The 25,470-nt window shown below is 53.6% G+C and carries 24 protein-coding genes and 2 pseudogenes; 13 read left to right on the forward strand and 13 right to left on the reverse strand.

Features of this window, described 5'->3' with window-relative positions:
• Nucleotides 1-157 precede the first annotated feature (157 nt).
• Together DTL42_RS18965 and DTL42_RS18970 are read left to right on the forward strand one after the other, a co-directional pair.
• A complete protein-coding gene (locus DTL42_RS18965; RefSeq protein ID WP_114370934.1) occupies nucleotides 158-790 on the forward strand; it encodes a hypothetical protein in 633 nt (210 codons plus the stop codon).
• Between the two features lie 127 nt (nucleotides 791-917).
• A complete protein-coding gene (locus DTL42_RS18970; RefSeq protein ID WP_114370936.1) occupies nucleotides 918-1,604 on the forward strand; it encodes a M24 family metallopeptidase in 687 nt (228 codons plus the stop codon).
• 239 nt (nucleotides 1,605-1,843) lie between these two features.
• On the opposite strand, the gene DTL42_RS18975 is transcribed toward DTL42_RS18970, so the two are convergent.
• Both DTL42_RS18975 and DTL42_RS18980 read right to left on the reverse strand, forming a co-directional pair.
• Nucleotides 1,844-2,287: a carboxypeptidase-like regulatory domain-containing protein gene (locus DTL42_RS18975; RefSeq protein ID WP_114370938.1), complete on the reverse strand. Its 444-nt coding sequence runs from the start codon at nucleotides 2,285-2,287 to the stop codon at nucleotides 1,844-1,846.
• A 255-nt stretch (nucleotides 2,288-2,542) separates the two neighbouring features.
• Complete coding sequence (locus DTL42_RS18980; RefSeq protein WP_114370940.1) at nucleotides 2,543-3,493, reverse strand: DUF1559 domain-containing protein; 951 nt, start codon at nucleotides 3,491-3,493, stop codon at nucleotides 2,543-2,545.
• 636 nt (nucleotides 3,494-4,129) lie between these two features.
• On the opposite strand from DTL42_RS18980, the gene DTL42_RS18985 reads away from it, so the two are divergent.
• Complete coding sequence (locus DTL42_RS18985; protein WP_234824273.1) at nucleotides 4,130-5,077, forward strand: cation diffusion facilitator family transporter; 948 nt, start codon at nucleotides 4,130-4,132, stop codon at nucleotides 5,075-5,077.
• Between the two features lie 661 nt (nucleotides 5,078-5,738).
• Here DTL42_RS18985 and DTL42_RS18990 read toward each other — a convergent pair.
• The 3 genes from DTL42_RS18990 to DTL42_RS19000 all read right to left on the reverse strand — a co-directional run bounded on the left by DTL42_RS18990 (nucleotide 5,739) and on the right by DTL42_RS19000 (nucleotide 8,387).
• Nucleotides 5,739-6,893, reverse strand: a complete 1,155-nt coding sequence (locus DTL42_RS18990; RefSeq protein WP_114370942.1) for a PepSY-associated TM helix domain-containing protein — start codon at nucleotides 6,891-6,893, stop codon at nucleotides 5,739-5,741.
• Between the two features lie 34 nt (nucleotides 6,894-6,927).
• Nucleotides 6,928-7,389, reverse strand: a complete 462-nt coding sequence (locus DTL42_RS18995) for a hypothetical protein (protein WP_114370944.1) — start codon at nucleotides 7,387-7,389, stop codon at nucleotides 6,928-6,930.
• Nucleotides 7,390-7,454: 65 nt separating this feature from the next.
• On the reverse strand, nucleotides 7,455-8,387 hold the full coding sequence (locus tag DTL42_RS19000) for a DUF1559 domain-containing protein (protein ID WP_114370946.1): 933 nt from the start codon (nucleotides 8,385-8,387) through the stop codon (nucleotides 7,455-7,457).
• A gap of 645 nt (nucleotides 8,388-9,032) precedes the next feature.
• On the opposite strand from DTL42_RS19000, the gene DTL42_RS26395 reads away from it, so the two are divergent.
• From DTL42_RS26395 to DTL42_RS19040, 8 genes and pseudogenes are all read left to right on the forward strand, one after another.
• Nucleotides 9,033-9,209 (forward strand): hypothetical protein, encoded by a 177-nt coding sequence (locus DTL42_RS26395; RefSeq protein ID WP_158545462.1) that lies wholly within the window; start codon nucleotides 9,033-9,035, stop codon nucleotides 9,207-9,209.
• A 902-nt stretch (nucleotides 9,210-10,111) separates the two neighbouring features.
• Nucleotides 10,112-10,618, forward strand: coding sequence for an Imm21 family immunity protein (locus DTL42_RS19005; RefSeq protein WP_114370948.1), 507 nt, complete (start codon nucleotides 10,112-10,114; stop codon nucleotides 10,616-10,618).
• Nucleotides 10,619-10,784: 166 nt separating this feature from the next.
• Nucleotides 10,785-11,078: a hypothetical protein gene (locus DTL42_RS19010; RefSeq protein WP_114370950.1), complete on the forward strand. Its 294-nt coding sequence runs from the start codon at nucleotides 10,785-10,787 to the stop codon at nucleotides 11,076-11,078.
• 453 nt (nucleotides 11,079-11,531) lie between these two features.
• Nucleotides 11,532-11,771: pseudogene (locus DTL42_RS27205) on the forward strand (hypothetical protein); the annotation flags it as partial.
• Nucleotides 11,768-12,376 carry a hypothetical protein gene (locus DTL42_RS19020; protein WP_114370954.1) on the forward strand — a complete coding sequence of 203 codons (609 nt, stop codon included), beginning with the start codon at nucleotides 11,768-11,770 and terminating at the stop codon, nucleotides 12,374-12,376. The pseudogene DTL42_RS27205 and the gene DTL42_RS19020, both read left to right, overlap by 4 nt.
• Before the next feature lie 290 nt (nucleotides 12,377-12,666).
• Nucleotides 12,667-13,206: pseudogene (locus tag DTL42_RS27210) on the forward strand (ribonuclease domain-containing protein); the annotation flags it as partial.
• A 28-nt stretch (nucleotides 13,207-13,234) separates the two neighbouring features.
• Nucleotides 13,235-13,750: a barstar family protein gene (locus tag DTL42_RS19030; RefSeq protein ID WP_114370956.1), complete on the forward strand. Its 516-nt coding sequence runs from the start codon at nucleotides 13,235-13,237 to the stop codon at nucleotides 13,748-13,750.
• A gap of 376 nt (nucleotides 13,751-14,126) precedes the next feature.
• Nucleotides 14,127-14,432, forward strand: a complete 306-nt coding sequence (locus DTL42_RS19040) for a hypothetical protein (RefSeq protein ID WP_114370960.1) — start codon at nucleotides 14,127-14,129, stop codon at nucleotides 14,430-14,432.
• Between the two features lie 533 nt (nucleotides 14,433-14,965).
• Here DTL42_RS19040 and DTL42_RS19050 read toward each other — a convergent pair.
• Both DTL42_RS19050 and DTL42_RS19055 read right to left on the reverse strand, forming a co-directional pair.
• Nucleotides 14,966-16,267 (reverse strand): leucine-rich repeat domain-containing protein, encoded by a 1,302-nt coding sequence (locus DTL42_RS19050; RefSeq protein ID WP_158545463.1) that lies wholly within the window; start codon nucleotides 16,265-16,267, stop codon nucleotides 14,966-14,968.
• A 179-nt stretch (nucleotides 16,268-16,446) separates the two neighbouring features.
• Nucleotides 16,447-17,319, reverse strand: a complete 873-nt coding sequence (locus tag DTL42_RS19055) for a hypothetical protein (protein WP_147274348.1) — start codon at nucleotides 17,317-17,319, stop codon at nucleotides 16,447-16,449.
• A gap of 550 nt (nucleotides 17,320-17,869) precedes the next feature.
• On the opposite strand from DTL42_RS19055, the gene DTL42_RS19060 reads away from it, so the two are divergent.
• Nucleotides 17,870-18,727, forward strand: a complete 858-nt coding sequence (locus tag DTL42_RS19060) for an arylamine N-acetyltransferase family protein (protein ID WP_114370968.1) — start codon at nucleotides 17,870-17,872, stop codon at nucleotides 18,725-18,727.
• Between the two features lie 33 nt (nucleotides 18,728-18,760).
• Here the strand turns inward: DTL42_RS19060 and DTL42_RS19065 are convergent, their stop codons facing one another.
• The 4 genes from DTL42_RS19065 to DTL42_RS19080 all read right to left on the reverse strand — a co-directional run bounded on the left by DTL42_RS19065 (nucleotide 18,761) and on the right by DTL42_RS19080 (nucleotide 22,530).
• The gene (locus DTL42_RS19065; protein WP_234824274.1) at nucleotides 18,761-20,218 is read right to left on the reverse strand and encodes a porin; all 1,458 of its coding nucleotides are present in this window, start codon (nucleotides 20,216-20,218) and stop codon (nucleotides 18,761-18,763) included.
• 583 nt (nucleotides 20,219-20,801) lie between these two features.
• Nucleotides 20,802-21,323: a GNAT family N-acetyltransferase gene (locus DTL42_RS19070; protein ID WP_114370972.1), complete on the reverse strand. Its 522-nt coding sequence runs from the start codon at nucleotides 21,321-21,323 to the stop codon at nucleotides 20,802-20,804.
• Nucleotides 21,324-21,399: 76 nt separating this feature from the next.
• The gene (locus tag DTL42_RS19075) at nucleotides 21,400-21,651 is read right to left on the reverse strand and encodes a hypothetical protein (protein WP_114370974.1); all 252 of its coding nucleotides are present in this window, start codon (nucleotides 21,649-21,651) and stop codon (nucleotides 21,400-21,402) included.
• A gap of 231 nt (nucleotides 21,652-21,882) precedes the next feature.
• Nucleotides 21,883-22,530: an esterase/lipase family protein gene (locus tag DTL42_RS19080; RefSeq protein ID WP_114370976.1), complete on the reverse strand. Its 648-nt coding sequence runs from the start codon at nucleotides 22,528-22,530 to the stop codon at nucleotides 21,883-21,885.
• 131 nt (nucleotides 22,531-22,661) lie between these two features.
• Here DTL42_RS19080 and DTL42_RS19085 point away from each other — a divergent pair, with 131 nt between their 5' ends.
• Nucleotides 22,662-23,816, forward strand: coding sequence for an SGNH/GDSL hydrolase family protein (locus DTL42_RS19085; protein ID WP_114370978.1), 1,155 nt, complete (start codon nucleotides 22,662-22,664; stop codon nucleotides 23,814-23,816).
• A 175-nt stretch (nucleotides 23,817-23,991) separates the two neighbouring features.
• Here the strand turns inward: DTL42_RS19085 and DTL42_RS19090 are convergent, their stop codons facing one another.
• Both DTL42_RS19090 and DTL42_RS19095 read right to left on the reverse strand, forming a co-directional pair.
• Nucleotides 23,992-24,501, reverse strand: a complete 510-nt coding sequence (locus DTL42_RS19090) for a hypothetical protein (RefSeq protein ID WP_114370980.1) — start codon at nucleotides 24,499-24,501, stop codon at nucleotides 23,992-23,994.
• Nucleotides 24,502-24,704: 203 nt separating this feature from the next.
• On the reverse strand, nucleotides 24,705-25,127 hold the full coding sequence (locus DTL42_RS19095; RefSeq protein WP_147274349.1) for a hypothetical protein: 423 nt from the start codon (nucleotides 25,125-25,127) through the stop codon (nucleotides 24,705-24,707).
• Nucleotides 25,128-25,470: the final 343 nt, after the last annotated feature.

Genomic DNA, 25,470 nt, shown 5'->3' on the forward strand with positions numbered 1-25,470 from the left:
GTTGCGTTGGCTTTGTTTGGCGAAGGAGATTTCGCTCGCCACAAGGTACTCGAAGTCCCAGGGAAAAGGCAACCAAGGTTGGAATGTTGCCTGGCAACTCTGATAGAATCGATGCCAATACACCCTGGCAGCCTACCCAACCCAAACAGCAACGATTATGAATCAATCCAAGAGGGCCAGTTCTATTGTCATCTTGTTGGCATGCGTTCATCTCTTGGCGATGGGCTGCAGCACATACGTAGCGTCGCTACAGATCAAAACCATCTTGGTCGGCGGCCCGATTTGCAGTGTCACGGGAATCGCAGCCGGCATCTCGGCGCTTTACCTGAGACGTCTGATTCTTGCCATGGCATGTTTCGCCGCGCCTTTGTTGGCGATCACTCTTTTCATCGCTGAAGCAATATTTCTGAAAATGGGGCCAGATCGTGCGGCACAACCGTTTATGATTATCTTTCTTCTGAACCAGGCGATCTCGCTGCCGATTATCCTGTTGCAACTGCGGCAAATCATCAATCAATCGGGGAGCGAACGAAAACAAATATCGCTCCGCGCACTGATGGTTACCACAGCCATCTTTGCCGCAGTCTTCGCCCTACTCCGTTTCTTGCAGGAAAATGCCGAGCATGGCATGTTAAGATTGATCGCCCTGATTCTCTTGGGCCTGACCATCGGCGGTGAAGGTCTGTTTGCCTATTACGCACTGCGGTACCAAAAACGAGTGCCTGAGCAACCGCGCGACAAAAACCTCGAAATGAATAGCGACTCCAAGGCATTCGACGTGCTGAGCTGATGTGGTTTGCGGGACAAGTGCTTGTCTTCTCGAAGGTGTTCCCCTCGCCAACCTTTCAAGCAACATAGAAAAAAATGGCAATGACAGGCCAAGCATTCGCGGAACAAGCCGCTTCAGGAGCCTCGGTATGAATCCGAATCGTCACGTGCAATCGATCGCTCGATCGGTCCTTACTGATTTAGGGCCGACCATTCAGGTCAACGATACCGAGCAAACGATCGCCGCACGCTGTGTGGCCATGATGCGCGACCAGGGAATCGAGCGGACTTGGTACTACGACTGCCCGGCATATGTACTGTTAGGTTCCCGCAGCTGTCTTTCTATTTCTGGCCGCGACTATGTTCCTGCTGAAGAACCGGTTGGCAACCACAACGTGGTGACCATCGACTTGAGCCCGCTGTATGGCGAAGCGTGGGGAGACTGCGCACGTACGTTTTATGTGGAAGCGGGAACGGCAACCCAATACCCCACTAGGCCCGACTTTAGCCGGGGTCACGACTTGTTGCAGGCATTGCACGCACTGGCTTATGAAAGGGTGCATGCCGAGACGACATTCGAGCAGCTGCATGCGATGCTGGCCCAACGAATCACGTCGGACCACTTCGAGAGCATCGATTTCCTCGGCAACTTTGGCCACAGCATCGTGACCCATTTGAACGAGCGAATCTATATCGAAGCTGGCAACCAGGCCCGCCTGGCGGATGTCGCCTACTTTACCATCGAGCCCCATATTCGCGAGATTGGGGGCAACTGGGGGTATAAGTGGGAGGAAGTCTATACCGTGGGTGAGGCTGGCCAGCTTGTCATGCTGTAAGCTGGCCGTCTTGGGGAATCGATACCCTGCCCTGTTCGCACCTTCGCAATACGATGGCCGTCTTTCCAGTTCCTTTCCTCGCCAGGTCGCTATCTTTGGCACGACTCGACAAACGTAGCGTCTGGTTATCGTGAAGGGACCAACGCCGCCATGCCGTCACGATGGTGATTCTGTTGTTTGCCCTGCGTGTCGCTCAGAAGCTGCCAAACCGGGCTGAGCAGTGTTAGCTTCGGTTGGCATCACTTTGAGGTGAGTTCAAAATTGTGCGTACTCTTGCCTGGCTTAACATCCACAATTAAGGTTGTTTCTTCATTATATTTTGCCGGGACTTTTTCCTTCGTCCAAACGATTCTGCCTGCCTCATTTTCGGTCTCTTGGCGTGTGGTAATCCTCACTTTGTTCACCCCTGGCAAAGTCCCTTGGCGATTGCCGACATAAGTCAATTGGTATCTTCCGTTTTCATCGGTTCTTCCAAACGCTGTGGCGCCTTCGGCTTCTGGTTTAAAGAAAATGATCGCTTGAGAGAGCGGCGCTCCGTCTAGCGTTACCACACCAGTGACGTCCCCTAATCCGGACGATGCAGAGCATCCTGTCAGAAAGAGAAGACTGAGCAGTGTGAAGGACAACGTGGTCTTGAGCAAGCGTTTCGAAAGAAGATGGTTTTGAAACATAACTTTTAGCATCTCGAAAAGGCTTTTTTGCGAAATTCGTATGGCTCGATCTATGCTCACGTTGGCCGTTGGATAGGAGCCACCGATATGGAGAGGCGCAAAGCTTCCTCTCGACCGTTCCGAGAATAGAAACAAGTCGGAGAGGAAGTGATTAAGGACAGCGTTACCAATCGAACCGGGACAACCAACCGAAGCCCCGAAGTTCGTGGTCAGAATGCCTGGACATGTTTAGGTTACGTGCGCAGACATCCAGCGTTTGCACGTGGTTTAGTAGTTACCCAGGATGCCGCCATCTTCACGAGACAACAGTCGCTCAAACGTGCTATCGCACTGAGCTGTGGAAATATCGTGATCGATTGTTTCAGTGATGAAGTGAGCCGAGCCATCACAGAAGACTGCCTGGAACCCGCCAGGATGTTGGCTGCTGAAATTGCGGCGATAATGCAACGGTTGAGAATAAGGAGAAACCGTGCTGTTGATGGGCACATAGCCGCAACCGTGGGTTTGAATAAGCCCTCGATTATTGTCGTTTACCGCCTCGACATCGTCGCGCATGCCAAACACAACGCCAGCGCCAATAACGGCGCCGTTTAATTGCCAGGCGCGTTCTCCGAAGGCAATGGTGTTGCTCGTTCCGTCGGCAATATCGGCGAAGCGAACTCCTCGATTCGCAAAAAAGACACCGTTGGCTGAAGAGATGGCGCCGGTAGAAGTCGGTGGACCTGGGTTAGCGCGGAGCGATCGACTGGCATTGTTGCCAATATAATTGGACATCGCCAACTGTTGATCGCAGATGAGATGAATTTCGTTCAGGTCCGTTCCCGTATCGGATGGACACCGGAAAGAATCAAGCCGTTTCTGCATCAGTGATAAACGAACGGGGTCGGCAATGGCGCTGGTCAGGGTCGTTTTGCCAACTTGAATGGCATCGTACAGGTTTTCTTGCTCTAGGAAGGGAAGAATAAACGATCCCCAGCACCAATTCCCCTGTGTCGTGCTGGTTTGAGTAATGATTGTTCCCGGCGGAAAACTGCCGAACGTATCGTGGTAATTGTGAAGCGCAAGACCTAATTGCTTCATCTGATTACTACACTGCATTCTTCGAGCGGCTTCTCTCGCTTGTTGCACGGCCGGTAGTAACAACGCGATCAATACGCCGATGATCGCAATCACGACAAGTAGCTCGACTAGCGTAAATCCTGGCTTCGATTTGCGCATCTGCAGACCCCTTAGGCAATAAGTGAGAAGTAAGTCCAGAAAAGGAGCGATTCTGGTCCAGTGACCCGAATTGCAAATGAACGGGCATAATAATAAAGATTAAACTTTTGCACAAGAAAAAAACTTGAACGCTGAAAATTAAATGGGAGGCTCAGACGGAAAAAGTCCGTTTTGAGCAATAGAAATGGTTGTTTTTGCGCTCAAAGAGGGCTTTCCTAGTGAGCTGCGAGAGACACCCCTGAAAAGATGAATACCGTCGTTTAATTGCCTGTGTCTTACTGGTATTTGTGAATCGAGCTAAATTCGCCTGATATGCAATGTTCTTGCAGCCGGGAACGAAATCGCTCAGCTTCCGGGGATTCTCTTTGTGCCGTGCTCCCGCATTATCGAGCGTCTTACGCTCCGTTATGGTTGGCAATTCTCCGATAACGGCAGAACCTCCGTATCTCGTTCTCGCAGCAGAAGATTTAAAAGCCTGTCACGCTAGCAGTGCTGTCAGTGGGCCGTTTTGTGGTTGAGTGTCCAAGCATCTTCTGGCTTGGCCTGTTATCGGCCCCTCACACTAATTCCGGCCTACTAGACTTCTCACTACAATGGCTGTCTTTCCTGTTTGATTCTTTGCCAGGTCGCTATCTTTTGAACGATTCGAAAAACGTAGCCCACGTTTACCGCGAGGTCACCAACGCCGCCATTTTGGGTTTGGTGGTCAATTTCCTGCTGGGGGTCGTCAAGCTAATTGGCGGTATCGTAGGGAATTCGTTTGCCTTGATTGCCGACTCGGTGAACTCAATTGGCGATGTCATCACGACGGTGATTGTGTTGTTCGCGCTGCGTGTCGCCCAGATGCCGCCGGACGAAGAGCATCCGTATGGACATACCCGCGCCGAGGCAATCGCTGCCTCGAACGTGGCACTGCTAGTGATTGTTTCGGCGTTGTTTGTCGCTTGGGAAGCTGTGCAAAGAATTGGCGTGGGGCACGCGATTCCAGCGACTTGGACCTTATGGATCGCTGGCAGCAACGTGCTGATCAAGGAAGCGTTGTATCAATACAAAGTCCGCATCGGTCGGCGGACCAATTCCGCCGCGATCATTGCCAATGCCTGGGATCATCGGAGCGACGCTCTTTGTTCGCTGGCCGTGCTGATTGGCTTAGGGGCGATTCGTTTCGGCGGTCCTTCCCTGATGTGGGCGGACGAAGCCGCTTCGCTCGTTGTGGCCGCCGCAATTGTGTGGTCTGCCACGCAACTATTCCGGGCCAGCGCCAGCGAACTGATGGACGTTCAAGCCAATCCAGACTTGGTCCAGCAGATACACCAGCAATCGTTAACTGTGCCTGGCGTGAAAGATGTGGAAACGTTGTGGGTCCGCAAGAGTGGTCTGGAGTACTTCGCCGATATCCATATCGAAGTCGATCCGCAGATGTCGGTTGCCGAAGGACATCAGATCGGGCACCACGTCAAAGATCACCTGCTCGAACAATTCGCCACCCTCCGCGACGTGCTGGTCCACCTAGAACCGCACGGCCACGCGCAGCTACACAAGCAACAAGCAGCAAGTGCTGCTCAGCACGATTCTGCAAAATAGCCCAGGCAGCTGATTAGGGCGTTCTTCCCTCGGGATCGCAGCCCCAGTAAGCAAAGCTTGCGGCTTTCTCTTGGCAATACGAAAAAGCCTCGAACTCCGGGGCACCCGAGGGGAGAGGTATTGCAGGTTTTCTAGCCAACGAATCCTCGGTGTGCTTCCTATGTCCGTGTGCCTCCTAAATCGGTGTGCCTCCTAAATCGGTGTGCCTCCTAAATCGGTGTGCCTCCTAAATCGGTGTGCCTCCTAAATCGGTGTGCCTCCTAAATCGGTGTGCCACCTAAATCGGTGTGCCACGGGCGTCCCGCCCGTGCCGGTGCTGCATCGTGATCCGTAGCCAGCCGAGCCTGTTTTTCGGGGCAGAAAAATTATTACTGGCGTTGAGTCCCAACCAGTTGCCACAAAGCTAAATAGGCTCGCCAGAACAGAACGAAAGCCAGGATGCAGATCACTAAGGCAATATCTTACTGCACATAGATTTCTAAAAAGCGTCTTCCCAAGATCACGATCCATAAGCCCAACACAAACACGGCGACATGACAGCAGATAACTAGAAGAGACGAATGGAACTTCATGGGCTCTGCGGAATGAATCCGCCTCGAAGCGGTTTCAGTTTGTCGATGAGGCCTGGGCATTGGTTTCAGATACGAACCAAGCGAATTACTTATAAGGACGAACGGACGGCCGCACGCCTCTCCACGCTCGCGGCTTTCCTGACCTTCGAGCGTTTCTTCCGCCACCATAACAGAAATCCGGTCACGTATAAAATCGCTGGTATCAGCCCCGCGACGCAAAAGAGGCAGCGGCCCACGATGCCAAAAACATCGCCGTTGTGAAGGGGAACTTGAAGCCGGAAGTAGGTATCCGCAAAGGTAAACGCTTCCCAGTCGCGGGTGGCCAGTACCTCGCCGCTGTACTGATCGAGCCAAATTCGTCCTGAACCACGAAGCTGCTCAAACTCGCCGGGCTGACGCAAGAATACCTTATACGTCCCTGTCGCTCCCTCTGGTAAATCAACATGGAACAACTCGGCACCCGGCATCCTTTGCAAAGCCAACTCAACGGCTCGATCCGGAGTCAACGTTTGTTGATCATCTTGCATTCGGGTGGAGACAATGTTCTTAGGGGGCGGCGTCTCGCTGGAAAAAATATGCACAATCGGCTTCACCAACGAAGGCAACCCTAGATAAACGCCGGTAAAGGAAATCAGTAGCAATGGCAACGTCCCTCCGAGTCCCATCACTTTGTGCAAATCGAAGTTGAACTTAGTACGACGAACTCCAAACGCGATGCGCGATCCTCCCTTGAGCAGCGGCCACCATAACAGTATCCCTGAAACGAGTAGCGTTAGTGCCGACAACGCGACAATGCCCATGATCGTTCGCCCGGACCAACCAGTTAGCAAACGGGCATGCAGGTCATAGATCCACTCAATCAGCCCGCTGTTCCTGGGACGCTGTCCCAAGGTTTCACCGGTAACAGGATCGACAAAAACTTCCACAGGACGTGGCCTGGGCTTCCCTGCGATGGACGGGGTGAAGCGAACCATAAAGACTTCCGCTTCATGGCGTGGTACCGCAATCCGATCGATCTTCCCGAGATCAGCATGACGTGGCTGCACGCGTTCGACCAAGGCTTCGAGCGAGATTCGCTGCCCCCGATTGTCAGTCTGCATTATCTCGTGATTTAGCAGCGTATCGAGCGGTTTCTCAAATACGAGAATGCTGCCGGTCAAGCCAGCTAGTGCAAACAACAACCCAGCCGTTAAGCCCAATAGTTGGTGTGCCTTCAACCAGATTCGCCGCAAGTTTCGTTTCATCAAAATGGTCTTGTCAGGTCTGCGACGGGGGCGACTAGTCATCGGCCCGAGGTGGTTCGGTCAGCCACTGGGCAGGCACTTCCAGATTGATCGGTGGCATTGTCAGGTCTTCATCGGAAACGGTAACGCGATGCTCTGACTTGCTGGGATCGATGAATCGATTACGGAACAAGTCTTTGCCGGAGGTGTAATCGCCTGAAGCCCTGAGAAATGTCACGATATACTCGCCAGCCACCACGCCATCCCCGTCTCCGGAAGTCGACATCGCAAAGCGACCCTCGGCGTTGGTATGTCCCACGGGATTGGCAGCAGCTCTCTGAATTGTCGGGTCGGTATGTTGAAACCGGACAATGACCCGCTCTAACGGCTTCCCATTAACGGTGATGACGCCGTTCACTTTGTGCTTGACCAAACCATCGTCATGAGGCGCCGCGTAGCACCCGGTAATAAGACATGCCCCCATTCCCCACAACAATAGCCGACTCACCAATGACATCCACTTTCCCTTTGCAACCCTTAGATCGGTTCGTCCCCGTTCCGATGAAACCGCCAAGCAACAAACTAAAACTCACCCAGCGGTTGCCCATCTTGAATGGTGACTAACCGTTCGATCAGCGTATAGTCGGTGGTTTCTGCCACAAATCGCGTTGAGCCATCCCCGAGCACAGCCATTGCTCCCCCTGGATGCCAACTGTAAAGATTGGAACCGGCCGAGTTGCAATTGATCAGGCAATTGCCCCCGTATTGCGTTAGCCCATCGTAAGAGAACCCGCGAAACGAAATACGATTCTGCCCGGCCCAGTGATGGAAGCGATCTTTCAAATCATTACCAGCAAGGTATTGTCGCTTGGCATCGAAAACCTTCGGACCACCGCAGACTTCCCCCACCATCAACGAATTCGAAAGCCCGTCGGTTACATCACGAAAACGCTTCGAGACCTCTCCCTTGTAGTCCATCATTCCGGTCGTATAAGTCGAACCATCGTAGGTGTGCGACGAGGCCGAATACTCGCAGACACCAGCTCTGTATGGATCGCCAGCAGCGGTGTCGTTCGCATAGTCTCCGGTCGTGGTCCAGGCTTCCACTTCCGCAATTGGTGAAGAAGGACACTTGTAGGCACTGATGGGCGTTCTATTCAGGGCAGCGTTAGGGGCCACGCCAAAATTCACGTTTTCGTTCCACGCTTCAGCAATATTGTTTTGCTCGATAAACGGCAACAACGCTCGTGACCAACTTGCCAACGCTCGCTTTGGCTTTTCGCCTGCGACGGTCATCTGCGTGATCGGCAGGCGGCGATACGTATCGTGGTAGTTGTGCAGCCCTAGGCCAAGCTGCTTCATGTTGTTACTGCAACTGATACGGCGAGCCGCTTCCCGTGCTTGCTGGACTGCTGGCAACAACAAAGCAATCAAAACGCCAATGATAGCGATCACCACCAAGAGTTCGACAAGCGTAAAACCTCGATGAAAATTAAAGCGACGTGGATTAGCCATCGCGATAAACCTCTTCAGAAGCTGGTTGGAATGCCTTGGGAGTTTTGCAGCAGCGGAACATTGCCCCCCTACCTACAAAAACACAAATAAAACTGAGACTCGATATCAGTACATGAGCGTAGGCACCCTCTCGCATCTACACAACCCGTCAGCCCCCTAAAAACATGAAAAGCTGCCGATAATAAGAAGATTTCGAAGAGGAATTGATAGGCGTGGCCTAGACCGATCTCCCTCATAAGCGGCAAGGAAGCCCCTGACAGTCGGTACCTAGCATGCTTCGCCAGGAGCTGCAGGAAGTGCGGGCTTTGCTATGCATTGCTGCGGCGCGTTCACCAAGCGAGCGTACCTGGCGGTATCATTCCAGTGAAAGATTGGTGTTCGTTGGGACTAGCCAGCTTTTGTTTCTTAGCAGGCCGATTCCTAATCAAGGGTAAGGGGCTTCCAGAAAGGTGGCGTAATTTGGCAGGGGCCAATGGATCGAAACTCTTTTTTCCACCAAGTTGAAAAACAATGTCCAAGATTCGTCATCCGCCAACGAATCCCTTGCGAAAAACGAGCCAGCGGTTTGCGTCCATCACAGCGGATTGCTGCGGCACATTGTTAGGCTAACGACTATTTAACGCATCATGTTTGGGAGCAACGCAGATGAAATTAATGTATCGCGTATGGTGGGCTTTCCTCGGTTTGGCCTCGGCGGCCCTGGGCATTTATTTGGTGGCGGTCGATCCCACCATGCGCGTCACCGGCCTCATCTGCGCCCCCATCGGCCTGGCCATCTTCGCGATTCAGGTCTACATGATCACCACACGCGGCAACCGTTAACCGCCATGAACATCGGCCAGGGCCAGAAGCGAAGCCAGACCAGCGAAGAAGAAGCCCAGTTTCGTAAGATGCGTCTCGCTGCATCAGAGTTTGCTGAAACGTTTTGCCGATGCAAATCGCGTGGCAATGCAGCACGTTGCCTGGTACATTTCAATGTGTTGAATGCCTGTGAACTAGGCTGTCAGTGCCGTAGACTGGGTTAGCGCCAGCGTAACCCAGCGAAAGCAAACCGGCGACTGCTTGCCGCACCGCATTGTTGATTCAAACCAAGCGGCGGGGCTTGGTTGCCAAGGGAGAGGTGCCGATTGTTGGATGCCTCGAAATGATATCGCTGGGTTACGCTGACGCTAACCCAGCCTACTATATTGGCAATTGGAGAGAGACTGGATCGGCAAGACGCTTGCCATTGAGCGGATCGAAATACGCGAGGGAGAACATCGGGTCTACCATCTTGAAGTTCACGGAGAGCATTTTAATCCGGTGACATCCAGCGGATTATTGGTACATAATTCATGTACCAGCCCTAATACCTTGCAACCAGGCTCACATGCAGGAGAATCTGTGCCGGCTCGCGGGCCAGCCCGCGACTTTACGGCAGCGGAGCGAGCGGAAATCAATCGGATAGGAAATGAAACCGGCTGTCATACGTGCGGAACAAAGAATCCCGGCACACGTTCAGGAAACTCTGTCCCCGATCATCAGCCACCGAATCAAATGAATCCAACGATTGCCCCTCAGCAGTTATATCTCCATTGCCTTGACGGTAGCAGAATCCAAGGTGGGCAAATTCGGGCTACCCAACTGCAGGGAGCAGCTAGACTGATACTCTTCAACGATCATCGTGTGGTACGTTTGACCAATGCCTGAATACTCTGCTTTGATTCCTTGCTGAGACCCTAAAGATGCGTTGGTTTAATACCGCAGGTGGACCATTTGTCATTTTGCCCATTGAGATACTTCCGACTTGGGGAGGTTTTGAAGAGTCTTCTTTTGCCGGATTCGCTTCCCCAGATTACGACGAAGCATGTCAGATTTTGGATTTTGTTGGGGTAATCTCGAATGGAAGGGATTCAGCATTGGTCTTGGCCGACGAACCACACCAAACAGCGATTCGCGTAACAAGCAGTGGAATTCTTTTGATTCGCTGGATCCATGCAGCCAGTGAATCAAAAGTATTGGATGCCATCCAGGAAATAGGCGAAAATAGCTTTGTCCTAGATAAATACCTGGATATACGATCGAGCGAAATGGTAATGTTCGATTCTGCGATTCCTGGATCCTCAGTTAACGTAGACGATTGGGGGCGATTTTCGCTTTCGATGGGAAGGAATGTGATCGAAACGGTCGAGTATTCAGGCGAGGAGACCTGTATTATCCTGCACCGGATAAGATTGAGTTCTGAATCTTGAACAACGTTCTACGTTTGAATCGCATTGCGTGATGGAAAAGGGCGAGCCCATGAGTTGATTCGTCGTGCCAGCGATCCGATTAGTTCAATTTCGCCAAACGATCTTGTGCCCGTCACGGACTACACTCGGGATTTGTCAATGTTCCTCGATTTGGACTGATGGTCTTATGGAACCCAAATACTCCGATGCCGAAGCGTTGACTATTGATAAACTGCATTGGCTTCTTTACCTGGCATTGATTGAAATTCGTCACCAAGGACGAGAACTCCACAATTCATCCGTATTCGGATTGGCAAATCTATTTCACGCAACGCCGTTGATATTGGCGAAAGCCGCTAGGGGCGAGTCGAGCTATCAAGAGGTGATGCAGTCGCTACTAGACAAAGCAAAAGAGTTGAACTGCAACTCTTGGATTCACAACGGGATCGCACAAATGAGCAAGGATTCCGCAGACGACTAGTGGTTCATTCAAGCTGAATCGACGACCCGGCTTGGGTGGTTGGCGTTGCAGATTCTCCAGCGATTGCCAAGGGAACCGGAACCACTCGGCGTCACCGAAAACCATCCCATTTGGTCGGAAGATCGATTGGACTACGTACCAGCTGGCGAACGGACAGTCGGGGAACGCTTAGATGCTTCGGGGACCATCGCGGCAATCAAGCGGATCGAAGAACGAGAGGGAGATCATCGGGTTTACAATTTAGAGGTACAAGGGGATCACGTTTGTCGAATCACCTCAAGCGGTTTGTTCGTTCAAAATACTTGCGTTGATTCGCCGTATCAAGTTCATATTAATCCCCATACACGAAAAGGCCCGATGGCGATTGATACCTCCGTTTTCCGCTCTGGTGAAGCTACTTTAAATGGAGGGGTTCGCAACGCTCGCTCCTTCTGGTGAAGCTGGAAGAAGACCTATGGTGATACACTCAGCGAAGCTAACAAGGAGGCAATAAAAAGTGGCCGTTCGCCGGTGGTAGATGAAACTTGGGTAAAATAGTTTCCTGAGCACGCTCCGTATGAAGGGGAGACTCTTGTGCATCACCACCTAGACTACGGCCCCAATGCCATTCCCTGGCCGGAAACAGTACACTCACATCAGCCAGGTTGGGAATTTGGCATCCAGAACATGCAGGGGGAAGTTAATTTTATATGATCACGAGTTTGGATGAATTGGTTGCGTACTCGGAATCCCAGGCTGAAGAACTGCCAGCCTTGAAGGATCGGATCTTGCTTAAGCGGCCAGGCAGCGAAAAGGAAGAAGCTGATCGCTTAACCGTATTGCTGCCCCAACTGCCGTCCAGTTACGTGTCGGTAGCGGAAGAGATTGACTTGCTTGGTGTATCGATAGGTTTTTTCGAACTATCGCCGACCTCAACACCTGGTGTCAGTCTCAGCGAAAAGCTTCTGCGATGCAATAAAGACGCTGGGATGCGAAGCATTTTCGAAAGAGACGGTGTCTATCAAATAGGAAGCTGGGATGCGGATCCGGTAGCCGTGGCTATCACGTCAGGATCTTTTCAGCATGGTCAGGTTGTTAAATACTCAGTTGGAAATCCAGCGTTGACGCCTGAGTCTCTTGCTGATTCATTTGAGCAGTTTTTATGCATTGCCGGAAGCCTTGACGAAATACGTGCTAAATATGCGGACGAAGATGATCCGAGCGAAGGGATAGGCGATTTTGAGGACGGTTTCGAAGAAGTCGCTCCACCTAATTACCTTGCTGCCTGGAGGAAGATTGCCGAAGTAGTGTTGAGCTAGAACCCATCGCCAGAACCAAGTGCGCATAAGTAGTTTATAAGCGTTCATGGAACAAACCAGGGCAACGAACTATTGGAAGTTCGAAAGACCTGAGTTGGTTTTGAATATAGATTCCTCGGACAACGATTGACGGCTTTCGTTGGGGCGTTTTCTGCTGGCCTCTGGGAAAAGTGCCCCTTTTCACTGGGGAACGTATTGCGATTTTGGAAGCGGCTTTGGTGGTTGGCGCTGCAGATTCTCCAGCGATTGCCAAGGGAACCGGACGCGTCGTCACCGGCACCATCACACACGTGCGACCGGGCGTTCTCGACCTTTACATCGAGGGAGAACCGGAACCACTGGGCGTCACCGAAAACCATCCCATTTGGTCGGAAGATCGTCAAGATTACATCGTCGCCGGTGACCTAAAACTTGGGGAGAGACTCGATGCGATCGGTAAGACGCTCGTCCTTGAGCGGATCGAAAAACGAGCGGGAGAACATCGAGTTTACAATCTTGAGGTTCACGGGGAGCATGTTTACCGCGTGACTTCTAGTGGGCTTCTTGTGCATAATATGTGCGAGAGCGGCCCAAAGACAAGCATCCCCTCCAAGGCGACAGATACGCTGGATCACGTTCGCAGTACTGGGCAGGCACCGAGCGGCTACAAAGGTGGAAAAACATTCAGTAACGATGGTCGTGGAAACGGACAAGTGCTTCCAAGGACAGACACAAACGGAAATCCTATCACATACCGGGAGTTTGATGTCAACCCGTATCAGAAGGGAGTCAATCGTGGTGCAGAGCGATTGGTTGTTGGTAGCGAGGGACGGCGCAATTCACCAGTGACCATTACGGGACGTTTACAGCAATCTTGCCATGACAGAAATAGACCGCATTCTGACTTCAACAGAGCCATCCTGGTTGCTGCGAACTGCAATCGAAAGACTGGTGTTGGAACGAAAGCTAGACCGGTTGCGTGCAGACTTGGGATTTGTGGCCGTTCTACTCGATGCACGCATGATGAAAACCGTCAATGGTGTTTTCAAGGAGTTTGCCACTGCACTTCAATTCCCCGAGTATTTTGGATTCAACAGTGCCGCATTCGATGAGTGCTTGACCGATCTATCATGGCTCAACGCCAGCGGCATCTACATTGGTGTAGTGGCTGCCGAAGAGCTTTTGAGAGATGAAAGCGACGAGATTGGCTGGCTCTTGCAGTTGCTAGAAGGTGCCTGCAAAGAGTGGAGTGAACCTATCGACGAGGGCGGACCGTGGGACAGGGCAGCCGTCCCGTTTCATGTCGTTTTCCACATGGCGAACGAGTCTTCGGATAGCTTACCGGGCCAACTGGCAGCTTTGCCATCGTTGGAACAACTACCGCCTTCGGTTTGAACGGTTGCAGCTTGGCCGGTTGAACAGGCTTCCACGGCTTACGTTCCCGTTTTGTTTGGGGCGGCAAGCCTAGCAGCGGCGGCTTGTTGCTCAAGCTCTTGTTCACCGCTGAATCCCGTGGCAACCGGTTCATCTTCGACAGCCCGCTCACAGCATTCTGGAAACGAGATCAAAACAATGACACGCTTTAAGGATCCGCTTACTTGGCTAGTTGCCTGTTCGACCTTGGGCGTAGGTTTACTGTTCGCCGCACCAGAATTTGCTAAAACGTATTGCCGGAAACCAATCGCGTGAAATCGCAACACGCAGCTTGGTGCGTTCTCTCGCCGCTACCCAAGCCCTGCGATCGATTCCACTTGCGTGTACAGGATTAGTTATGTCACGGAGCAGCAGCCTTCTCAGATTTGCCCCACTGATCCTGCCGCTCGTGGCACTGGTCGGAGCAGTGCTAGGCTTAGCGATTCGCGCAAATTCGTTTCCCAGTAGGGACAATGTCCTTTTGGTAGCGTTTGCGGCGATGATCTCTGGTATCGTGCCGGTCTGTTTAGTGATCGGTTGTGCGTTCTTAGTGATTGATCTTAGCTGGGCAGCGCTTCGACGAGTCGTGCTGGTGTTTTTCGCCGTGACTGCGGTGGCCGTGTTTGTGGTAGCCTACTTCTACGGGGGTGGGCTCGACTTTTAAGCGGAGGCTTCCCCATATCACCACACGCTAGAAACCGGTCCATGTTACGCTAGTCCGCACGTGTCATGCGGAAAATAGGGGGGGACATTGCGATGACCAACGTAGACGCTATTGATCAGGCGATGGAGCTTTATGATGCTCGCCGATGGGATGACGCAGGCAGGCAACTGCGTTAGCAAGCGAGGTTCTTGCGTCTGGCAACTAGCAATGGCAGGACGAATACAGGATTCGCTCTCTTCGGATGGACTGTTCGTTCGCAAGCAGCCAAACGGACTCAATCGCCGAAGATCTTACTTTCATTTGGGAAACAATCGAATCGCGGATGCCGCATCTAAGAGTCAAGAAAAAGCTTTTGAAGCGATTTGGCGCCATCAACAATCCTGCGATTGCTAGTACGTTGCGAGAGTTGATTCGCCTGAATATCGGCGATCAGATGGCACAACGCTTTTTCGCTGCGAAAGCAAACGAGTTGGAGCTTTTGGACACTATCGCGTGAAAATCGCTGCACAGCAACCTGTTGCCCACCCCCGCGTTCATTTTTTAATGCGCGGCTTTGGGTGGACGGGCGGAATAACAAGAAAGGTCATTTCATCCTGCGGCTCTACCCGGCAGTTGGGAAGTGATTCCACTAGCTTCTGGATCGAAGTTGCCGAGAGCTTTGTGTTACCGACACCTAAGTGAGTCAGGTCAGGCAGGCCCTCAAGTACTGACAGCGAGCGATCCGTAATTGCCGTGCCGTAGAGGTTAAGAACTTTTAGCGTGGTGAGACCGCTAAATTGTTTGACTTCCTCGTCGGAGAATTGGGTCCCGGAAACGTCCACGACTTCGATCGGTAGGGCATGTAACGCTTCAATGTTGGTGATTCTCGTATACGCCAGAACAAGTGTTTCCAGGTGCTTGAGCTCATTAAGAATAGCGAGCGATTGGTTGGTCACGTCCGTACCGCTGAGAATTAATCTTGTTAATTCGTCGGGATCCGATTGGACAATCGCGGCAATCGACTTATCGCCAATCTGATTATTTGCCAGGGATAGATAATGTAGAGATTCCAGGTGAGGGAAATCACGAAGTCCTTCGTCCGTGAGGCGGCAAGACGACAGGGCCAGTGCTGTAAGGCGAGGCAGTCGTTCATCAAACACGGCAAGGCCGCTGCCGGTGATCGGATTGCCATCTAATTGCAAGCCGGACAAACTAGTCAGCTTGTCGAAATGTTTTAAGTGCTTGTCCATGATTCCGCACTCCCTCAGGGAAAGGTACCCCAGGCGGTCGAACTTTCCGATCTGTTCAATCCCTTCGTCGGTCAAGCCAAAATATTCACCGATGAACGGACCCTGGCGTTTGATGGGCTCACACTGCACGAAGAGGAATTCCAATCGAGGACGGAGCTTCTCGAGCTGAAGGAAGCCATCTCCGTGAATAGGCCCTTTCAAAAAGATCCATTTCAATCCGTGGTGTTCACCCAACGCCGCAACGACTTCATCATTGACCCCTGGGCCGCTTAGGGTGACATACTTCAGCCCTTTGGTCTTGGACAAGAGGTCGATAATTCCCTGCGGGGAAAGGGTGTGGCTGTGGCACTCTAGCGTTTCTATCGTCCCCAGCGTCTCGGCATTCGTGATGTCGATGTCGGTGATGGGGGCAGTGGCGGGAAACGTCACCGTCTGAGCAACCACGGTCACCCCCTTGTCCCAAAGCTCCTGGGGAACGTCCGGTTGACGACTACCATCAGCGGCATCAACTGCTTGTGGCAAGATGACAACATGAACAGTCGCCAGTGCCATCCAAGTCAGTAGGTGCAAGCAGTGAAGGCGAATGCCTGCTAATTGATCTGTCATATAGTCGATGCCTCGGTGAAGTAACCTTGCCACGCGATGGATTGTAACGCAAGTGTTGTCGCATGCACCTCGACGCACCATCGTTTGCTAAAACGCGTTGCCGAAGTAATTGCGTGAAATCGCAACACGCAGGGCTTGGTGTGTCGAGACGAAACCTGGCGAATACGATAGGCCCGTTTCTATTTTGTCGGTTCAGCGCTGCTCCATTGGAACTTGCCGAGCTTTGTTCGGTCGAGGTCTTGTAGGTGGGCTTCTGTTCGCTCGGCGGAATCGGAACGCACGTAGTGATACGATGTGTCAACGAACACCGATTGGATCAATGCGTGCAGCTGGGGGTCATGTTGTTTCAACTCCTCGCGTGTGTTCAGGTGATTGTGCTGGGCGTTGTTTTCAGCGTTGCTTTCAAACCAGCATTGCACTCCTTCGGCCCAGTATTCAGTAACATTGGAGCCTGCGTAGGTGTCTTTCCAGGTTTCTTTCTTCAGGGCAGCTTCATAGCACGCCTCAAGCTTCTCTTGAAACTGGGGATCGAGATCGGCCAAAGCGACTAAATGAATCGCGTGCGCGAACTCGTGGATCAAGATATTCTCTTCGTAGTACGGATCGCCTGGCAGATTCAAGACGTTCTCTTCCGCGCACGAAACGCATGGCCGCTGCTTGGTGGCGCCGAACCCGCGTGCCCGGCGGTTCCAATAGTCGACCGGGGTTAGGTCGGAATGCTCCGGGATGTCGCACGTCTGCTGATGGACGCCGATCACTGCCAGACGAATCTTGTTGGCGACCAGACGCTGCAAGATATCGCCTCGCTTGACTAGCATTGCCTGAACCACATGCGCCGCCTCTTGCAGCGCCGCGTCGTTTACTTGGGCTGAAGCAACGACCGGAAACCCATCGATCAGAATGCACTTCTGATAGAAATCGCTCAACGCAAACTTGTCGACCACCTGTTGAGGAATCGGCTGCTGCACCGTGAGCGACTCTTCCGCCCGGGGCGACTCCCCACTGGCAACCAGGCCAGGCCAACTTGTGACGACGAGAAACGCGACGATCAATGGACAGGGTATCTTTACGAACATCATGCTAACTTGCGGACTCGTTTCCAAGGAATCTATTAACCACCACGAACGCTGCGCTCAATTCTACAAAAGGACAGCCCGTTCGCAAAAACAAAAAGCTCATCTGCAGGGGAATTAACCGTCAGCCCTTCTCGTAGTATCGTTGGGTGCCGTCTCGCCAGGCCACCCGGGCAAGATGCCCGGGGCACACGAAGAGAAAGGCATGATTAACTCTTTAGTCCACAAATCCGCCTGCCTGTGAACGATCTGTGTACTACCTATATCGGTGGCCATCTATATCTGTGTGCCACGGGCGTCCCGCCCGTGCCTGGTGCGGCCTCAATTCAGTGCCAGCTTGCTGTTAGCATAGATCCACACGGAAAGGTCTCAACGCACCAAAGTTTGCTAAAACGATTGGCCGCAACTAACCGCGTGAAACGCAACATGCTGCTTGTCCTTCCGCCGTTGCCTAAGGGGTGGCTTGTCGGGACAATAGCGCGTTTTACTTGGCTGATCAGCCCTTCGATATTCTTTCTGGCTTAATGATATGACGGAACGCCCTCCCCTTCCCCAGGAAGCAGCGGAAGCCTTGCATGATTTGGATGCTTATTGCCGCCGCATCGGTTACACCGGCCCGCGCGAGCCGACGCTGGACGTGCTTCACGCTTTGATGGAGGCCCATTCGCAGACGATTCCTTTCGAGAATCTCGACCCGCTGCTAGGGCGGCCTGTGCGGTTGGATGTCGCTTCGCTGGAACGGAAGTTGGTGCAGGAAGGCCGGGGTGGCTATTGCTTCGAGCAGAACGGTTTGTTTCTGGCGGTGCTGCAATCGCTTGGCTTTCAGGTCGTCCCGCTTAGCGCGCGAGTACGTATCGGTTGGCCACGCGATATCGTCACGCCGCGCACGCATATGTGTCTCCGTGTCGAGATTGACGAGCAAGCGTACCTGGCCGATGTTGGGGTGGGTGGTTTAAGTTTGACAGCGGCCTTGCTTTTTCAGCTCGACACGCAGCAGCCAACGCCGCACGAAACAAGGCGAATCGTTTGCGAGCAAGGCGTTCACTATCATCAAGTGTTGTTCAGCGAGGAGTGGCAAGATGTCTACGAATTGACGCTCGAAGAAATGCCGCGAATCGATCGCGAGGTCGGCAACTGGTACACCTCGACCCACCCCGAGTCCCGTTTCAAAAACGTGCTGATGGTCGCCCGTGCCGCCCCCGGTGGAAAACGCCTGACTATCCTGAACGACGAGTTCTCTGTTCGCGAAGCCAACGGTCAGGCCACCAAAACGCCCCTCACCTCGAAGCAGCAACTGTTGGCGATCATGGCCGAACAATTCGGCATCACCCTGCCGTCAGACGCCCCGCTGCATGTGCCTGGCATCGCTTGGTTGGCCGCCGATTGAAAGCAAAGCAGGCGGCCAGCTTTCAGCCAATCTCTAAAACTCGGCTTGAAACTGCGAACGAATCAGCGTGCCGGTATCCCCCACCATAATATCGCTCGAGGTATTTTGCAGCGGGCTGTTTTCCAGCTTGACGGCATCCAGTGAAATCTTCACCCGCGACGTCTTCAGTGGGTACCAGTTCATCCCGGCACCGTATTCGCGACCGGTGCCGTAATCGCCAGCAACTTGCGAATAGCGGGCGTTGATATCGAGCACGCCAGGAATGAGGAACTTGCCCCCTTCCACGTAAAAGCCGTGCTGAAAAAGCTGATGCCGAGGGAGCGGGCCGTTGGCTTCGATTTGCTGAATCCAACGGAGGAAGACTTCGGCATCGACGCTCCAACCTCGATATTTCCAAGCTGCATCCATCCCGTACAAGTAAACGTTAAACGAGTTCACCGTCACTCCGGGGGCCAAGGCGCCGGTTTCGGTTAAGCGGGTTCCGTCCGAAAGGCGAATGAAGTCCGCTTCGTCGAGCGGAACCCCATCGACGATCCCTTGCTGCGGCGAATAGACCATGGAGTGGCCGAGGCGAACCAGCGGCTGCTCGCTGTACTCGTAGTCGGCAATCTGTTCGCCGAACTTTCCCCAAGGGTCGACGTAGTTGTTAAACGCGAAGGTCAGTTCGTTGTCGGACGACGAATTCGGCGCGTTCGACGAGAAGTAACCGTTGCCGACCATCGCTTCGTAGTGGCCTGTTTCTCCCCATTTGCCCACGCCAAACAAGCCAACCGTTAGGTTCGGGCGGAAGAAGTCGAGCGACATCGGGCGATCGTCCAACCGCGTCCGACGCGAACTCATGAGCCATTGCCGGGTGCCAGGTACCTTTCGTTTGCCAAGCTGCAATTCAAACGAATCGCTGAACTTCCAACTCAGATAGTAATAGAAAAAATCGACCGCATGCGCCCCATCAGTGTCGCCATCGAGCAGCACCAAGTAACCAAGTTGCGGGGCGATGAAATGGCCAGAAAACATCAGCCGGGCACGCTCGATATCGAAGGCATCGCGGTTGCGAACCGGACGCGTGATCCCGGCGTTGTCGGTCCACGAGGTTACCCCGCGCGAAAAGGCATGGTAGCGAAACTGCCCCCAGCCGTTGAACTTCATCTCGAAGGGAAACTTCTCTGCATCGAACGGACGAATCACGAACCCATGATCGTAGTCGGCGTAGTAGTTCAAGCGGTAAAACGACTCAGGGGCAGGCGAATCGGCACAAGTGAACGGACTAGGCACGTCCGCCACCAGCGGCAATCGCTGTAGCGAACTGTTACCACACGAAGCGGGATCGGCTACGAAGGTCGGGGTGAACACCCCTTCGCGCTGATCGAGTCGACTGCGAAGTTCCGCCAACTCGGCAGCTTGTTGTTGCAGTTGCCATTGCAGGTGCTCAATCTGCGCATCGGTAGCGTTCTGCCCAAGCAGCGGCGCCGACCAGATTGTGCTTAACAGCATGGCACACCATGCCATCGACCTGCTCACTCGCTTTGATCTCCAGCAGCGACCGTAAATATTCATCCCAGGGAAAACGGGGCTACCATGCTGGCGTCTGTTTCGATTCGACAACATCGCAGGGTGCCGTCTCGAAGCACGAAGGTTTGCTTACATGCTTGTATGCCAATAACAATTTGCCAGGGGGAATTGGGGAGCTTGTTCACAAGGCAACCCGGGCAAGATGCCCGGGGCACCCAAGGAGAAAGGCTTTCCTCGCTGTCTAGTCCACAAATCCCCCGCGTACTACTGATATCTGTGGCTACTGATGTCTGTGTGCCACCAATATCTGTGTGCCACGGGCGTCCCGCCCGTGCCTAGTACGGCCTCAATCCCAACCAGCTTGGACTTCGTCACCATGGGCCACGTTACGTCAAACACCAGCTTACGTCTAAGAAATCGAACGGCTGTGGCGAGCGACCGTAACGATTTCGCCGATCAGCAGAGGAATGCTGGCTCCCGGCGGCAAGGCTACGCGCTTGCGGCGAGTTTACCGTTGCTTGCCTTGCTAGCGTCGGCTGAGATTGGCTAACCGCTTGGCACGTAGTTAACCATCGACGGGTTTGGCAGGCGTTTCGAGGGTTAGCTGATAGAAGCCAAGATCTAACCAGCGGTTGAACTTGAAGGCCGCCTGCGAGATAGTACCGGCTAGGCGAAAGCCGAGCCGCTCGTGCAGGTGAATGCTGGCTTGGTTGCTGAGATCGATCCCGCCAATCAGCACATGCACGTCTTGTTGTTTGGCAAGCGCAATCAGCTGCATCATCAGCGCCATGCCCAACCCTTTGCCGCGATGATTGGTATGAACATAAACCGAGTGTTCGACGGTGTACTTATAAGCCGGGAACGGGCGAAAGGTGCCGTACGTGGCAAACCCCATCAGTTCGCCGTTGGCATCAATCGCCCCGATCACCGGAAAATCCCCTTTCCGCTTCGCTTCAAACCACGGCGTCATGCTTTCGAAAGGGCGCGGCTGGTAGTCGTACAGGGCGGTCGAATGGACGATCGCTTCGTTCAGAATTTCAAGAATCGCGGAGGCGTGGTCTTCGTAGGTACAAAAAACGAACTGCATGCGACGACGACTTTAGCTGGCGGTCAGGCAAGAACCAAAAACAAAACGGTTCGCCTATTCTAGTCGATGCGATCGCCTACGGCAGGGGTTCCATGACGATCGGCGTCGGCCCGTTCGGAATCGCTTCGCTTACCGAGCCAGACGGCGCCGGTCCCAGCATCTGTTCCAGCGCGCTGACCCGTTGTTCTAACGAGTTTAACCTGGCTTTGACTTCAGGATGATCGCCGGTGCAATTGCGTGTCCCCAGGCTCAAACTAAAGCAACCAGGCACCCCAGCACACACGCCAGTTGCTAGCAGCACGATCCCAAGCGAACGACTATATCCCATCGCCACATCCCTTTTGGCATTGGTAAATCAACAGGCCATCAAAGTGGGGGGATGATCGTGCGAACAACGAGCGAGGTCAAGACCAGTTCCGCCCCAACAATCTCTTGTGTGACAAGGGCTCCCGTAGGAACGTGGTTTAGCTGGCTAGTTTCAATAATCTCTGTGTGCCAGGGGCGTCTCGCCCGTGCTTGGTGCGGCTTCAATTTCATGCCAGCTTGCACCTGTTCGTCGTTATGGATTCGTACGATGAGATCTCGATTGCGTAGGCATTCCTGCTGCCCGTTTGGCATCGGGCGAAAATTGGCCATGTTGTAGGAAGTGCAACGTCTCGCGCATGCCGGTGGGGTGGAACATGAGCATGTTGTGGCCGCACGCAACCAGGATGTGATCGCGTTGGCAGCCCAGGGGCGTGCTGGCACGGGCGACCAGTAAATCGCGTTGGCCAGAGATGATGCCGGTTTCAAATTGGGTTGGCTCAGGCAGCGATTGCACCAAGCTGTCGGGCGTGTCCGAGATATCGACCAAAGCAGGCACCGGCCAGCGCAGCAGAAAAGCTGCCAGCCGCGCGGAGTGAGCTCCATGATTGGGCGGGGCAAGCATCACCAGGCGGCCTGGGTTTCGCCAAGTCATCCCGGCCAGCGCCGCGCGCAGCACGATTCCGCCCATGCTGTGGGTGACGAAGTGCGTCGGCTGTTCGGCTGCGGCCAAAGGGGCCAGCACTTCGCGAAGCTGCGCGGCGTCGTCCGTGACGGTCGCGCCGAACGAGCGGTACCCCCAGCAGCGAGCCTGAAACGACTTCGACCGCAAGTAACGCGCGTAAGGTCGCAGCAAAAGCGAGAACGACCCGATCCCGTGAATTAAAATAACGTTTTCCTGCATTCCAAACAGGATAAATCGAAAACCCGGTTGTGTACCATCCCCTATCCGCTGGTGCTAAACTGAGAACCTGATCATTCACGATTGCCAAAACCTACCTACGCTGCCTGCTCACCATTAAGGAATCGCTTTCCATGCGAACGACTCGCCTGCTGGCCACCACATTTGGCCTCTTCACGCTGCTGATTACCGGGACTCTGCTGGCCCAAAGCAAACCGAGCTTGGGCGATATCGACCCAGACATGAAAGCGGACAAGCCTGCCGCAGACGGGCTCGTTTGGCACGACGTTACCGAGTGGGGCGTCGAAGGCCGCATCTTGCCCGACCAACCGCGCGATCGCTGGTTCGATCGTTTCCCCAAGTCAGCCAACGGACACGTCACGCCGGCGGTGTGGAACCTGAGCCGCGATAGCGCCGGCATGATGGTCCGCTTCAAGACCGACGCCACTGAAATCCACGTTCATTACAAGTTGATGGATGCCAACCTGGCGATGCCTCACATGCCTGCCACCGGGGTGAGCGGTATCGATTTGTATGCCCGCGACACCGATGGCAAGTGGAAGTGGGTGATGGTGACCAAACCGAATAAGCAAGAAATGAAAACCGCCATCATCAAAGGCCTGGCCCCTGGCATGCGCGAGTACGCCGCTTACTTGCCGCTGTACAACGGGGTGGAATTCGTCCAGATCGGCGTGAAGCCTGGGGCGAAGTTTGAAGGACTTGCCCCGCGCGAAAAGCCGATCGTGTTCTACGGAACCAGCATCACGCATGGGGCGTGTGCCAGCCGCCCTGGCATGGTCCACACAGCCATCTTAGGACGCTGGTTCGATCGTCCTGTCGTCAATCTTGGCTTCAGTGGCAACGGCAAGATGGACAAAGAAGTGGGGGATTACCTGGTTCAGCTCGACCCGGCTGCCTATGTGATCGATTGTCTGCCAAACATGAACGCCGCCGCCGTAACCGAACGCTGCGTGCCGCTGGTCAAACAGCTTCGCGCTGCCCGGCCAGATACGCCCATCATTCTGGTCGAGGACCGCCGCAACACGAACGACTGGATCTTGCCGGCCCGGCACGAACATCACACGCAAAATCACGCCGCTTTGAAAGCCGCTTACGAAGAGCTGAAAAAAGCAGGCATTCAGCACCTGGCCTACATCGAAGGGGACACCCTGTACGGTGACGACACCGAAGGCGCCACCGACGCCTCGCACGCCAGCGACTTAGGCTTCATGCGGCAAGCAGAAGCGTTTAAGCCAGTGCTAGAAACGATGCTCGGGGAAAGCAAGTAACCACCCCGCCAAGCAAACTTCGCCAGTTGGAGTTTACAACAGCGGAACTCCAACTGGCCTCACGCGCCAAACCTGGCTATCGATTCGCAAACGTGTGGTCACGCCAAGCTACGTTGCCACACGATTGGTTTCGGCAAAACGGTTTAGCAAACTCGTGCGTCGGGAAACGGCACCCTTACTCAGGTTGTCGTGCCTGATCGGTCCGGCGCGAGCGTCGTCCCCAGACGATACTCGCGATGCCTGCAACCGCAAATAACAGCCCCAACAAGCCGCCTAATACTGCTTGCCAAAACCCTTCTTCCAGTCCTTTTCCGACAAAAACAATGAACAACGCTGGCGATGCCAACAGCATGATCCAGCCATTACCAATCGCCGTCTTCCATGTTTGGCGTCGCTGCTTTCGGTAAACGGTGACACATTTTTGCTCCGTCTTCAGCGGATCTCGCCAGGGGTTGAGCAGGATGAAATAGAAGTAGGCCAGTGTGATCAAGGGAAACACGGCATAAAAAAGCATGCCATAAAAGTCGCTCGCTCTGCCGGTGAAAAAGGATAACACCCCCCCGCCCAACACAAGCAGCAAAGAAAAACCAATGAGAATCACAGCCGAAATACGGCGCCATAGTGCCTGAACTTTTGCCAGCTGTTGCAGCTGCTCAGTAGTTCTGTCGTGCGGGCTTTCGTCCATGGCATATCGCCCTACCCAATTGATCGAGTGCCGTCGACGTAACATGATGTCGAACGTTCACCCAACTGCCTAACAAAGTTAAGCGAAGAAAACCGGCTGTTTACCAGCAACACCTGGCCCACTGCCGATGCGGTTTCTATTTTAAACCGATTGGCACCTACTCGCCATCATCGCAGCACCCTACAGGGCTCTACTCAACGGGACTACGCCCTTTCTGCGAGTTTGCTAAGGGAGACGACGCCGGTCTGGCCAAGGGCGATCTTCGTTCTTTGCTTCGACTTGCTTTCGCCGAGCGATAAGTCGGCAAACTCACAATCTGGCCAAAGTGATGTATAGCAAAAGCCTTCAATCATTTTAATACCGAGGTCATCTTGGAAGGCGATGATTCCAATGATGGGCTGGCCGGACTGGTCTTGACCGTTAATGTCTTCCAGGTCAGCAGTTGATTTCAGCGGCAGATACTGCTGCCCGGCCACAGGTTCCAAAAAGAAGCCGCAACCGGTGACTTCTCGCTTTAGGTAGCAAGGCAATAACGCCAAATCTGGCGTCGCACACGCAACTTGCAAATCCCAGAATTGAAAGATTGCTTGTTCGATGGGGGAAGGTTCGTAGATCATTCGGTTCATTTCGTGGCAATTGTTCACTGGGACGGGCAGAACTGCTGGACGCGTCGAGAATCATGACCATCCATGCCCAAACAAATTTCACGAAGTTAGCCAGGGTGCCATGTTCACGTCTTCGTGAGCATGCAGTGGGATCATGCTGAGTCTTTTTCGACACTGCTTACCTGGCGAGAAGGACAAACCCTGAATGTAAGTCCCATGCTCTCGCGGACGAGAGCATGATACCCGGCTCGCTTAGGCTTACCCATATGGGTAGTTTATCATAGGGCGAGCGGAGAAAACCGAGTCCTGACCCCTTTATTCCTCCGATTTCGTTCTGCCTCCTTACTCTTGCCTCATGTAGAAG

Source organism: Bremerella cremea (assembly GCF_003335505.1).
Lineage (GTDB): Bacteria > Planctomycetota > Planctomycetia > Pirellulales > Pirellulaceae > Bremerella > Bremerella cremea_A.